Here is a 13940-nt window from a genome sequence, read left to right on the forward strand (position 1 = left end):
TTATGAAAACTATTGGTCAATCTCTCTCTTCTTATCGAATTATAGGAGTAAAACCAGGATTTAATTTACCTGAGGAAAATAATGTTTCAGCGTTTGAGGTTATTACAGAATCTTCTTTTCCTGGTAAATGGAAGATTTTTTATTTTTATCCAAAAGATTTTACTTTTGTTTGTCCAACAGAAATTAGCGCATATAATGAATTAGTTAAAGATTTTAAAAAGCGTAATACTATTTTATTAGGCGGTTCAAGTGATAATGAATTTGTTAAATTAGCATGGCGTCGTGAAAATTCAACTCTTTATAAGTTAAATCATTGGCAATTTTCAGATACTACTGGTTCTTTAATTGATCAATTGGGAATTCGTCATGAAACTGGGGTTGCATTACGTGCTACTTTTATTTGTGATCCTAAAAATATAATTCAACATATTACAGTAAATAATTTAAATGTTGGTCGTAATCCAATAGAAACATTACGTATTTTAGATGCTTTACAAACTGGTAAACTTTGTGCTTGTAATCGCATTATAAATGGTAAAACTTTATAAATAAATATAATTTTTTTAAAAAAATTTTTATATTTTTATAATTTATATGAAATCTATTAGTTCATTTATTTATATAAGTGTAATAATTTTTTTTATATTATTATGCGCATATTTTACTACTGGTTTTTTTATTGTTCAAGAAGGTCAAACTGCGGTAGTTTTAACTTTTGGAAAATATAGTTATTCAGCTATATCTGGTTTTAATTGGAAATGGCCTTATCCGATTCAGAATTATGAAATAGTAAATATATCTCAATTACGTACCGTTGAAATTGGATATCGAATCAATATTCACAATAAAAGACCAGAAGAGGCATTAATGTTAACAGATGATGAAAATATTATTGATATTCAATTTGCTGTTCAATATAAATTGAAAAATGCAGCAGATTGGATGTTTAATAATATTGATCAGGAAAACATGATTCGACAGGTCGCTGAAACTGTAATTCGTGAAATTGTTGGCCAAAATAAAATGGATTATTTATTATACGCGGGAAGGGAAAAAGTTTCATTAGATGTTAATAAATTAATGCAGAATATTTTAAATTATTATAAATCTGGTGTACAAGTTGTTAATGTAACCATGCAAGGTATTCAGCCACCAGAGCAAGTGCAGGCTATATTTGATGATACAATAAAAGCAGGGCAAGATTGTAAGCGCTTAAAAAATGAAGGACAAATGTATGCTAATGATATAATTCTTAGGGCAAAAAGTTTGGCGTATCGTTTAATACAAGAATCAGAAGCATATAAATTGCGCGTAATAATAAACGCAGAGGGTGAAACATCACGTTTTCAACAAATATTAAATGAATATCAAAAATCTCCAGAAATTACTAAGGATCGTATGTATCTTAATACAATGCAGCATATTTTTAGTAATACAACAAAAATTATGTTGAATACTCATTCTGAAAATAATATTATTTATTTACCAATTGATAAATTAATGGAAAAAGATATTTATAATATTCATAAGTCGAATACAATAAAATCAAATAAAAATTTAGATTTTAAAAATAATTTTTCTTCTAAAATTAATTTTGAAAAATTAGTAAATTTACAATCTAAATAAAAAGAAAATATTATGAATAATCGTTTTTTTATTTCTTTGATTATTGGTGTAATAATTAGTTTTTGGTTATTAACTCTTACTTTTTTTATAGTAGATCAGAGACAATTTGCAATTGTATTTTCGTTTGGTGAAATTAAAAAAGTTATAAAAGAACCTGGTTTGCATTTTAAATTACCTTTTCCATTTCAAAATATTATTTATTTAGATAAACGTATTTTAACAATTGATATTGATGATATAGATCGTTTTATTACATCAGAAAAAAAAAATATCTTAATTGATACATTTGTTAAATGGAGAATATTTGATCCTCGTTTATATTTTATTAGTTTAGGAGGGGATGAAGAACGAACACAAGATCGTCTGATACAGATAGTAAAATATGCATTAAATGAAGAAATTACCAAACGAACGGTTCGTGAAATAATTTCTGAAGAGCGTGGAAAAGTAATGAATGCATTACAAATTAAAGTTAAAAAGGAGGCTAAACAAATTGGATTAGAAATTATTGATATTCGTTTAAAGCGTATTGATTATATTAATAAAATCAATAATTCAGTGCATGATCGCATGAAATCAGAGAGAATGCGTATAACAAATAAATTACGATCTATAGGTTTTACGGAATATGAAAAAATAAGAACTAATGCTGATAAAGAATGTGCTTTAATTTTAGCTAAAGCATATCGTGATTCTGAAAAAATTAGAGGAATAGGAGACGCTAAAGCCTCTAGAATTTATGCAAATTTTTTTAATAAAAATCCAGAATTTTATAGATTTTATCAAAGCCTTAAATCATATAGATTATGTTTTAATAAATCTTCTGATATTATTTTTTTAAACCCAAATTCTGAGTTTTTTAAATATTTTGAGAAAATATAATATTAGTTTTTATAAAAATAATATTTTATTATTGAATTAATTTTGAAAGATCAGCTATTATATTTAATAATTTATATAGTTTTTTTATTAAAATTAAACGATTAGTTTTTAATAATATATCTTGAGTAATTATTTGTACTTTTTCAAAGTATATATTTGTACTATCATATAATTTTATTAATAATTTTAATATTTTAAAAAATTCACCTTTAGAATATAAAATATTTATTTTTGGTTCAATTTTTTTAATAATTATATATAAATTTATTTCTTCTGTTTTTTTAAATAATTCATATTGAATTTTTTTATTTTTTAAAAAAGAACTATCTATGTTTTTAAATATATTATGTATACGTTTATTAATAGAAAGTATTTTTTTAGATTCTGGTAATAGAATAAATGAATGAATAGCAATAATTTTATCATTAATATTAGATATAATATCTGGTTTTTTTTTTATTATTGCTTGAATTTCATTAAATTTATATTTTTTTTTATTTAATAAAGTATATAATCTATCATAAATAAATTTTAGTAATTCTTTAGTTGGGTTATTGAAATGTATATTTTTTTTAAATATATTTACTGTATTATTTAATAATTCTAAAATTGATAACGGAATATTTTTTTCAATTAATATACGTAATATACCCATTGTGCAACGACGCAGAGCAAATGGATCTTTATCACCTGTTGGTTTTAAACCAATTCCCCAGATTCCAACTAATGTTTCTAATTTATCAGATAAAGCCAATATTATGGATATAATATTTTTAGGTAAAGTGTCACCAGAAAAACATGGTTTATAATGTTCTTTTATAGATTTTATTATCTCTATAGATTCTCCATCATTATACGCATAATAACCACCGATAATTCCTTGTAATTCTGGAAATTCTATAACCATACTAGTTAATAGATCAGATTTTGATAAAAATGCGGCACGTTCTACGAGTTTTGAATTTTCATTAAGTAAGTTTGATATTTTTATTGATATTTTACAAATACGTAAAGTGCGTTCAAATTGATTTCCTAATTTATTATGATAAATAACATTTTTTAATAAAGGAACTCTGTCAATTAATTTTTTTTTTTTATCTTGTTCATAAAAAAAATTAGCATCTAATAAACGAGAATGAAGTACTTGCTCATTTCCTTTAATAATAAAATATGGATTATTTGTTTCTAAATTAGAAACTATTAAAAATTTAGAACATAAATTATTAGAATCCTTTAATGCAAAATATTTTTGATATTTTTGCATTATTAAAATTAAACATTCTTTTGGTATAGTTAAGAATGATTTATCGAATCTGCACATATGAATAATTGGCCATTCCACTAAGGCTGTTACTTCATCTAACAATATTTCAGGCATCAATATTTTGTATTTTCCAGCTGCTTTTAACAATAAATTTCTAATATATTTTTTACGATATTGAAAATTTGCAATAACTTTACCCTTTTTATTAAGGGTATCTGAATATTGTTCGGCAGAATTAATTTTAATAATTTTTTTTGATAAAAATCGATGACCTAGTGTTTTATTACTGGAATTAAGTCCGAATAAGTTTATTTTTATAATATTATCACCATGTAATATAAGTAATTTACGTACAGGTCTTATAAAACAAAATATTTTTTGAGTATTATTTATATTATTAAAATTTTGATAATTCATTATTATAGGTATTGGTAATTTAGATATAACTTCTTCTAAAATTTTTTGAAGAGATATTTTTAGTAAAATTCCTTTTATAATATGATTATAAAAAAAAAATTCTACTTTTTTTTCTATATTTTTTTCTAATTGATTTAATTTAATTAATTTTATTCCAATTATTTTAGATAAATTAGATAATTTTTTTTTTAATAAAACGGTTGGAGCTTTAGATATATTATTTAATGCTAATGAAACTGGAAGAATTTTTTTTCGAATTATTTTGTCATGAGAAATTGAACATACATTAGTGATACTAACAGCTAATCTTCTTGGAGTAGCGTAAGGAATTGCAAAAGAATTTTTCTCTAAAAAATTATTTTTTTTTAAGATTTTATAAAGGATATTAGAAAATTCATTAGAAATTTTATTAAGTATTTTTGATGGTAATTCTTCTGTTAAAAATTCGACAAGTAATATTTTATTCATATTTATTTTTTTAAAATATTTTTATAAAAATAAGAATTTTAATTTTATTAAAAATTTATTGTTTATTTAACAATGGAAAACCAAGTTTTTTACGTGTTTTATAATAAATTTTTGCTATTTTACAAGATAAAGTACGTATTCTTTTTATATAAGAAGCTCGTTCTGTAACAGAAATAATGCCCCTTGCATCTAATAAATTAAAAGTATGCGTTGCTTTTAGTAGCATTTCATACGAAGGTAATATTAGTAAAAGTTTTAATAATCTTTTAGTTTCGGATTCATAATTATTAAACGTTAATAATAAAAAATTAGTATTTGAATATTCAAAATTATAAGATGATTGTTCAAGTTCATTTTGATAAAAAATATCATTATAAGTTAAATGAGTATTTTTTTTTCCATAATTATTTTTAATATTTTTTGCCCATATTAAATCAAAAACATTTTTTACTCCTTGTAAATGTACCGCTAATCTCTCAATACCATATGTAATTTCACCTAAAATAGGTTGACAATTAAGACCACCAATTTGTTGAAAATAAGTAAATTGAGTAATTTCCATACCATTTAACCAAATTTCCCAACCCACCCCCCATGCTCCAAGAGTAGGGTTTTTCCAATTATCTTCAACAAAACGAATATCATTTTGTTGTAAATTTAATCCAAGAGAAATTAAAGAATTAAGGTATAAATCAATTATATTTTCTGGCGCTGGTTTCAGTATTACTTGATATTGATAGTAATGTTGAATGCGATTAGAATTTTTTCCATAACGACTATCTTTTGGGCGGCGAGATGGTTGTATGTAAGAGACATTCCATGGTTCAGGTCCAATGGCTCTTAAAAAAGTTGCTGTATGTGAAGTACCAGCCCCAACCTCGGTATCACATGGTTGCAGTAGTGCGCAACCATTAGAAGCCCAATAATTTTGTAAATTTAAAATAATTTGTTGAAATGTTAACATTTTTACATATTTTAATAATATAATTGTAGATTCAAAATTTTTAAAAATTATATTTTAAAAATTAATTTTTATTTATTTTTATCAATGTACTTTAGTAATATCTAATTAAATTAGTAATATAAAGGAGTAAAAATTCTTTCAGCTAAAATAATATGTACTTTACGTTCATCGGCTGAAATTATAGTAAATAAAATACCATCTTGTTCAAGTTTATCTCCCTTAACTGGGACTCTTCGTAAATTATTAGCGATAAAACCGCCTATAGTATTTGCATTTGTATTAGATAACTTGGTTCCAAGTACTTCATTGCAATGTGAAATTTCAGTTAATCCTTTAATTTTCCAACAATGACCTCTTTCATTATCTTTAATAGGAAGAATATCATCTTTATCTTCATTTGTATCATATTCATCCTCAATGTCTCCAACAATTTGCTCAAGAACATCTTCAATTGTAATAAGACCAGATACACCCCCGTATTCATCTACTACAATTGCCATATGATTATGATTAGAACGAAAATCACGTAATAATATATTTAAGCGTTTTGTTTCTGGAATAAAAATAGCTGGACGTATTGTTTTTCTTAAATCAAATGATTCATTAGCGTAATAGCGTAATAAATCTTTTGCTAACAATATACCGATAACTTTATCTCGATCACTTTCAATTACTGGAAAACGTGAATGAGCAGTATTAAGAACATTTGGAATCCAACTTTTAATTGGTTGATTAATATCAATAATATCCATCTGCGATCGTGGTATCATGATTTTATGAACTGAGAGATCTAATACTTGAAAAACACCTTTAATCATTGATAATGTATCAGAATCAATTAAATTACGAACATAAGCATCTTGCAATACATTAAGTAATTCCGTGCGATTTTCTGGTTCAGAAGATATAAAAGCTGTTAATCGTTCAAATAATGAACGATTAGACTTATTAAAATTAGAATTATTTAAAAATTCTTGCATATTGACTTTTTTTTAAAATAAATTTTTCTATAAAATAATTATATTTATAATTTTTTTTAAAATAGTAATTTTCAGTAAAAATCTTTTTTATTATAAATTAATAATTATTATAGGGGTTTGATATATTTAATATTTTTAATAACTTAATTTCAATTTTTTTCATTTTATTGGCCTCGATAGTTGTTTTATGACAGTAACCTTGAGCATGCAATATACCGTGTATAATTAAATGCGCTACATGTTCTTCAATTATTTTGTTGTATTTTTTTATTTCAAATTGAAGTACATCCACACAAAGCACAAGATCTGCATGTATTGGTTTATTTTTTTTTGAATATACAAAAGTTAATATATTTGTAGCATATTTTTTTTTTCTATAATTATAATTTAATTTTTGTCCTTCAATAATATCAACGAATCTAATAGTTAATATAGCTGAAGAATATAAAGCCACTTTTACCCAGTGTTTAAGCAATGTGTATGGAAAAATTTTTTTTAAACTAGAATCTTTATATTGCACAAATAATAATAATGATTTTTTATGATTACTTAATAGCATAATTTTAATTAAAGCTTTATAAATTTATATAATTTTTGCTTTTAATGTACTTGAACAAATTTTTAAAATTTTAACATCAATTAATTTACCAATTAAATTAAGATTATTGGAGTCGCTATTAAAATTAACAATACGATTATTTTCAGTTCGACCTTGCATTTCAGAAATATTTTTTTTAGATCTAGATTCGACTAAAATTTTTTGTATACTACCAATCATTTTTAAATTAATGTTATTTACGTTTTTTTTTATTATTTCTTGTAAATATTTTAAACGTTTTAATTTGGTTTTATGAGACACATTATCTATTAAATTTGCAGCCGGAGTTCCTGGTCTTGGGCTAAAAATAAAACTAAAACTTTTATCATATCCAATATTTTTTACTAATTTAATTAATTCATTAAAATCTTCATTAGTTTCTCCTGGAAATCCAACAATAAAATCGCTAGAAATCGAAATATCTGGTCGTATTTCACGTAAGTTTTTTAATATTAATTTATATTCATTAATAGTATAACCGCGTTTCATTTTTGATAAAATTCTATTTGAACCATGTTGTGCTGGTAGATATAAATGATTAACTAATTTTGATGTTTTAGAGTAAATATTAATTAAACGCTGAGTAAATTCTTTAGGATGACTAGTAATAAAACGAATACGTTTAATATCAGAAATATTTGCAATATATTCAATTAATAAAGAAAAATCAATAATTTGAGTTAATCCATTTCTATCAATTATTGTGTCTTTATAGGCATTTACATTTTGTCCGAGTAATGTAATTTCTTTTACCCCCTGTGAAACAAGTTCATATATTTCGTTTATTATACTATTAAATTTTCTAGAGACTTCTTCACCCCTAGTATAAGGAATTATACAATAACTACAGTATTTGCTGCAACCTTCTGTAATAGATACGAAAGCAGTAATTCCATTAATTTTAGCTGGAGGCATATAATCAAATTTTTCAATTTCTGGGAAATCAATATCAATTTGTATTTTACCACTAATTTTACGCTTATAGATCATTTGAGGTAATCTATGTAAAGTTTTTGGTCCAAATATTATATCAACATATGGTGCTCTTTTTAAAATAGCTTTACCTTCTTGTGATGCAACGCATCCTCCAACACCAATCAATAAATTAGGTTTTTTTAATTTAAGTTTATATAATCTACCTAAGTTAGAAAAAAGTTTTTCTTGAGCTTTAATACGTACAGAGCATGTATTAAGCAAAATAATATCAGCGTCTTCTGGATAATTAGTTTGAATAATATTATTTGAATAGTTTAATATGTCAAAAATTTTATTTGAATCATATTCATTCATTTGACATCCAAAAGTTTTAATAAATAGTTTTTTTTGCATCATTTATAAATTTAATTTTTTTTAGGTAATTTTTAGATATTTTATACGAAATTATATAAGTAATAAAGTAACAAAAAATAATAAAAGAAATAATGTTATTTTTTATTAAATTTTTATATATTTAACTTTTATTCAATAAATAATTTTTAAAGTTTATTTTTATACCGTCTGTTTTCATAAAAATTTTTTACAAATTTTTTAAAAATATTATTATCAATAGATAATCTAATGTTTTTCATTAATTGAAAATAATAATATAAATTATGAATAGTATTTAAACGAGCTCCTAATATTTCTCTTTTCCGGTGCAAATAATGTAAATAGGATCGTGAAAAATTTTTACAAGTATAACAATTACAACTATAATCTAATGGATTTTTATCAAATTTGTAGCGAATATTTTTAATTTTAATATTACCAAAATTAGTAAATAATAAGCCATTTCTTGCATTACGTGTTGGTATTACACAATCAAACATGTCAATACCATTTGAAACTGCCATTATTATATCTTCAGGAGTTCCTGCGCCCATAAGATAATGGGGTTTATCAATTGGTAATTTTGGTCCGATATATTTTAATATTTTTATCATTTCTTCTTTTGGTTCTCCGACTGATAAGCCTCCTATAGCAAAACCATCAAAATTAATTTCTTTTAATTTTTCGAGGGATTCATCTCGTAAATTTTTAAACATTCCCCCTTGTATTATACCAAATAAAGAATTTTTATTATTTATTTTATAAAATTCTTCTTTAGATCTTTTTGCCCAACGTAAAGACATTTTCATTGAATTCTTTACTTCATTTTCATTAAGGATATGATTATTAATTTTATATGGTATACATTCATCAAGCTGCATTACAATATCGGAATTTAATATTTTTTGAATTTTCATAGATATTTCTGGTGATAAGAATAATTTATCTCCATTAATTGGGGAAAAAAAATAAATTCCTTTTTCAGTTATTTTATTTTTTTTATTTAAAGAAAAAACTTGAAAACCTCCGGAGTCAGTAAGAATTAATCGATTCCAATTTATAAATTTATGTAAACCTTCAAATTTAGAAATTACATCTAATCCAGGGTATATCCATAAATGAAAAGCATTATTAAGAATAATATTATATTTCATTTCTATTAGTTCTAATGGCGATATTGATTTGATTGATCCATAGGTACCTACGGGCATAAAAATTGGTGTTTTTACAAAAAAATTATTTAGTTTGATAATTCCGCTTCGTGCATTTCCACTAGTTTTTAATATTTTAAAATTTAACATAAAATTTATATTTTAATAAATATTTTATATGCCCTGTATTATTTATCCAAAAAATTAAGTTATTGATAAAATCACCTAATTTAGTAAAGAATAATAATAAGACAAAAAAAAAGAAAAGAATATTATATATGAAAATATTGTTAAATGACGATATTGTTAATTGCTTTATACATTTTAAATGAATGATATATAAAAATTATTAATATTTAAATAAATTATTTTCCATAAAAATAAAAATAGTAACTTTGTTAATCCATTAATAGATGGCACTAAAATTTTGTAGAATTTATAATTTAAAATTAAAAGAGAATTTTTTTATATCTTTTTGTTTATTATAAAAATAATATAAAAAATTTTCTATAAGAAAATAGATTATTTTTCAAATTTTTTTAATGTATAAATTATAAAAACAGAACAATTTATTGTAAAAGAATATTTTTAAAAACATTAATTAATATTATTATAAATAAAATTTTATAAATTTTTTTCCATTTAATAAAATTTTAAAATTTAATATAAAATTTTTATAAAATAATAAATTGTATAGATTAAAATAAATACATTAAACTGTGTGTCATTTAATATTGAATTTAAAAAATAGTTAATGTTAAATGCATATATATTTAATTAATATATTATTTATGAAATTTATAAACTAGTTATGATTATTAGTATTATTAATAAAGGAGTATATTAAATGACACGAATTTGTCAAATAACAAAAAAAAAACCAATAGTCGGTAATAATGTTTCTCATGCAAATAATAAAACTAAACGAAGGTTTTTACCTAATTTGCATAATCATCGTATTTTTATTGAATCAGAAAATCGTTGGGTTTCTCTTCGTATTTCAAATTCTGGTTTACGAATTATTAATAAAATTGGTATACATGCAGTTTTATCTAATATGAAAAAAAATAATAAAAAAATAATATTATAAATATCATAAAAATATCATAAAAGGAAAAATTATTTACAATGGCTAAATCAAGGCGCGATAAAATAAAATTACAATCTACTGCTGGTACCGGACATTTTTATACAACAACTAAAAATAAGAATTCTAAATCAAAAAAAATTAAAATAATGAAATTTGACCCTAAAATAAGAAAACATGTTTTTTATAAAGAAAAAAAAATAAAGTAATTAAATTTTTAATATTTTAAAAATAGAATGCCATTTTCAATGGCATTATTTTAATAATTTAAATAAAAGTAATATTTTATTTAAATTTTAAAAAATAAAAATTATATTTTAATTATTGGATATATTCTTAAACTTTAATAGCTGTTCTTTTAATTTATATAAAGCGGTAGAAAAATTATTAATTCGTTCTTGCTCTTTTATTATTATTTTTTTTGGGGCTTTTTTCATAAAAAATTCATTATTAAGATTTTTTTGTGCTTTATTAATTATAATATTAATTTTATTGATTTCTTTAGAAATTCGTTTTTTTTCTGTTTTAACATTTATTTTTGTAATTAACATAAATTTAATATTATCAAAAATAATAACAGGAGATATTGAGTTAGTAGGTAAAGTATTAATTACTTTTATATTTGATAATTTTGCTAATTCTTTAAGATATGGAAAGAAGGATATTAAATAATTATCATTATTTTTTGATTCTATGAATAATGGTATACGTAATGTAGGAGATAATCTCATTTCCCCCCTTAAATTTCTACATGCATTAACATACATTTTTAATTGTTTTATCCATTTTTCAGATTTTTTATCTATTTTATTTAAATTAATTTTTGGATATTCTTGAATCATAATTGATTTTTTTTTTTCATTAATTTTTCCATTTTTTAATGGAAAAATTTTTTGCCATAAAGCTTCTGTGATAAATGGAATAATTGGATGAGCTAAACGTAGTAAAGTTTCTAGCACATACAATAAGGTATTACAAGTATTTAGTTTATGGTATTTATCATTACTTTTTAATTGAATTTTAGCAATCTCTAAATACCAATCACAATATTCATACCATATAAATTTATAAATAGTTGATGCAATATTATCAAAACGATGATTATAAAATTCTTTTCTAATCTTTACATTTGTTTTTTGTAATAAAGAAATAATCCAACGATCAGTTTTTAATAATTTTATTTTTTCGTTATTAATATTTTGATATTCAATAGAGTTATAATTACAAGATAAAACATTAATTTGCACAAAACGAGCTGCATTCCATAATTTATTACAAAAATTACGATAACCTTGACAACGATTTAAATCAAAATTAATATTACGCCCTAATGTTGATAAGGAAATAAATGTAAAACGTAATGCATCAGCTCCAAACGCAGATATTCCATTTGGAAATTCCTTTTTTGTTATTTGTGTAATATTATCTATTTTTTTTAAATCTTTGAATGCACAAGTGCGCTTTTTAATTAAATCTTTTAGTTTAATACCATTTATTACATCAATTGGGTCTAATATATTGTTTTTTGATTTAGACATTTTTTTACCGTAACTATCTCGCACAAGACCATGTATATATACTTTTTTAAATGGAATTTTTCCTGTAAAATGAGTGGTCATCATAATCATTCTTATAACCCAAAAAAATAAAATATCAAATCCTGTAATTAAAATAGAATATGGAATGAAAAATTTGTATTCTTGTGTTTTTTGAGGCCATCCTAATATCGAAAAAGGTAAAATAGAGGAAGAAAACCAAGTATCTAATACATCTTCATCTCGATATATTTTTTTTTTACCAGCTTGAATTTGTGCATCAAATTCATTACGAGCTACATAAATTTTTCCATCTTCATCATACCATGCTGGAATTTGATGCCCCCACCATAATTGACGCGATATACACCAATCTTGAATATTATTTAACCATTTTTGGTAAATATTATTCCAATCTTTAGGAATTAACTCTATTTCATTATTTTTAATTTTTTCTAAAGCTACTTCTGCGATTGATTTTCCAGAGAAATATGTTTCTTTTGGGGTGGGTTTATTTACAGCAATGAACCATTGATTTGTTAACATAGGCTCAATTATTGATCCAGTACGATCCCCTCTGGGTATTAATATTTTATGAGATTTAATTTGTTCTAATAAACCCATCTTATTAAGATCATTAATAATTTTTTTACGGGCAATAAATCGATCTAATTTATGATAAGCAATAGGTATAATATCTTTTTTTATTATTTTAGCATCTGATGTAAATATATTAATTTGTGGTAAATTATGTTTTTCTCCTATTATATAATCTATAAAATCATGCGCAGGTGTAATTTTCATACAGCCTGTTCCAAATGTTTTATCAATATATTCGTTTTCTTCAATAATAGGAATATAACGATTGCATAACGGTAATTTTAATAATTTACCAATTAAATGAGTATAGCGTTTATCGTTTTTGGATACTGCTACCGCAGCATCTCCTATAATAGTTTCTGGTCGAGTGGTAGCAATTGTAATATAATCACTTTTATCAGCTAATGGATAACGAATATACCATATAAAACCATCTTCTTCTTGTGATATAACTTCTAAATCAGATATTGCTGTATTTAATTTTGGATCCCAATTAACTATACGTTTACCTCGGTAAATTAAACCTTGTTCAAATAATTTTACAAAAACTTCTGTAACAACATTGGATGTGTTTTCATTCATTGTAAAATATTCTTTACTCCAATCAACTGATATTCCTAATTGTCGCATTTGATTAGAAATATTAGAGCTAGATTTTTCTTTCCATTTTAATATTTTTTCAATAAATTTTTTTCTACCAATATTTTTTCGTGTTATTTTTTTTATGTCAAGTTCACGCTCAATTACCATTTGAGTGGCAATACCAGCGTGGTCAAATCCAGGAATCCATATTGTATTGAATTTACGCATTCTATGATAACGAACTAAGCTATCTGTAATAGATTGATTAAATGCATGCCCCATATGCAAAATACCAGTAATATTTGGAGGGGGAAGTTGTAAAACAAAAAATGGGTTTTTTGAATTTATGGTTGCGGTAAAATATTTTTGCTTTTCCCACTCTTTTTTCCAAAAATTTTCAATTTTATTTGGTTCAAAAGATTTTATTAATTCCATATATCTTTTTATAAATATTGTTATAACAAAATTTAAAAATTTT

Annotated in this window: 12 protein-coding genes; 5 read left to right on the top strand and 7 right to left on the bottom strand. The window is 23.0% G+C overall.

The genetic code is table 11. The features are described 5' to 3' along the window. The first annotated feature begins 2 nt into the window (after positions 1-2). The 3 genes from JIC14_RS01215 to hflC are packed head-to-tail and all read left to right on the top strand — an operon-like array spanning position 3 to position 2508. Positions 3-548, top strand: coding sequence for a peroxiredoxin (locus tag JIC14_RS01215; protein ID WP_201329639.1), 546 nt, complete (start codon positions 3-5; stop codon positions 546-548). Positions 549-594: 46 nt separating this feature from the next. Further along, positions 595-1626 (top strand): FtsH protease activity modulator HflK, encoded by a 1032-nt coding sequence (gene hflK / locus JIC14_RS01220; RefSeq protein ID WP_201329640.1) that lies wholly within the window; start codon positions 595-597, stop codon positions 1624-1626. A 12-nt stretch (positions 1627-1638) separates the two neighbouring features. Continuing rightward, positions 1639-2508, top strand: coding sequence for a protease modulator HflC (gene hflC / locus JIC14_RS01225; protein ID WP_201329641.1), 870 nt, complete (start codon positions 1639-1641; stop codon positions 2506-2508). A 28-nt stretch (positions 2509-2536) separates the two neighbouring features. Here hflC and glyS read toward each other — a convergent pair whose 3' ends face one another. The 6 genes from glyS to tgt form a co-directional block, all read right to left on the bottom strand. Continuing rightward, positions 2537-4657 (bottom strand): glycine--tRNA ligase subunit beta, encoded by a 2121-nt coding sequence (glyS, locus tag JIC14_RS01230; protein WP_201329642.1) that lies wholly within the window; start codon positions 4655-4657, stop codon positions 2537-2539. A 55-nt stretch (positions 4658-4712) separates the two neighbouring features. Continuing rightward, a complete protein-coding gene (glyQ, locus tag JIC14_RS01235; RefSeq protein ID WP_201329643.1) occupies positions 4713-5621 on the bottom strand; it encodes a glycine--tRNA ligase subunit alpha in 909 nt (302 codons plus the stop codon). A gap of 110 nt (positions 5622-5731) precedes the next feature. Beyond that, positions 5732-6601, bottom strand: a complete 870-nt coding sequence (locus tag JIC14_RS01240) for an HlyC/CorC family transporter (protein WP_201329644.1) — start codon at positions 6599-6601, stop codon at positions 5732-5734. Between the two features lie 97 nt (positions 6602-6698). After that, a complete protein-coding gene (gene ybeY / locus JIC14_RS01245) occupies positions 6699-7160 on the bottom strand; it encodes an rRNA maturation RNase YbeY (RefSeq protein WP_201329645.1) in 462 nt (153 codons plus the stop codon). Between the two features lie 24 nt (positions 7161-7184). Further along, positions 7185-8528, bottom strand: coding sequence for a tRNA (N6-isopentenyl adenosine(37)-C2)-methylthiotransferase MiaB (gene miaB, locus JIC14_RS01250; protein WP_201329954.1), 1344 nt, complete (start codon positions 8526-8528; stop codon positions 7185-7187). 146 nt (positions 8529-8674) lie between these two features. After that, positions 8675-9808: a tRNA guanosine(34) transglycosylase Tgt gene (tgt, locus tag JIC14_RS01255; RefSeq protein WP_201329646.1), complete on the bottom strand. Its 1134-nt coding sequence runs from the start codon at positions 9806-9808 to the stop codon at positions 8675-8677. 697 nt (positions 9809-10505) lie between these two features. Between tgt and rpmB the strand changes: the two genes are divergently transcribed. Beyond that, a complete protein-coding gene (rpmB, locus tag JIC14_RS01260; protein WP_201329647.1) occupies positions 10506-10748 on the top strand; it encodes a 50S ribosomal protein L28 in 243 nt (80 codons plus the stop codon). A 38-nt stretch (positions 10749-10786) separates the two neighbouring features. Continuing rightward, a complete protein-coding gene (gene rpmG, locus JIC14_RS01265) occupies positions 10787-10954 on the top strand; it encodes a 50S ribosomal protein L33 (protein WP_201329648.1) in 168 nt (55 codons plus the stop codon). Positions 10955-11062: 108 nt separating this feature from the next. Here the strand turns inward: rpmG and JIC14_RS01270 are convergent, their stop codons facing one another. Beyond that, complete coding sequence (locus JIC14_RS01270) at positions 11063-13897, bottom strand: valine--tRNA ligase (protein WP_201329649.1); 2835 nt, start codon at positions 13895-13897, stop codon at positions 11063-11065. Between the last annotated feature and the right edge of the window lie 43 nt (positions 13898-13940).

The sequence above is a fragment of the Candidatus Profftella armatura (Diaphorina cf. continua) genome, from assembly GCF_016593155.1.
In the GTDB taxonomy this organism is placed as follows: Bacteria; Pseudomonadota; Gammaproteobacteria; order Burkholderiales; family Burkholderiaceae; genus Profftella; species Profftella armatura_A.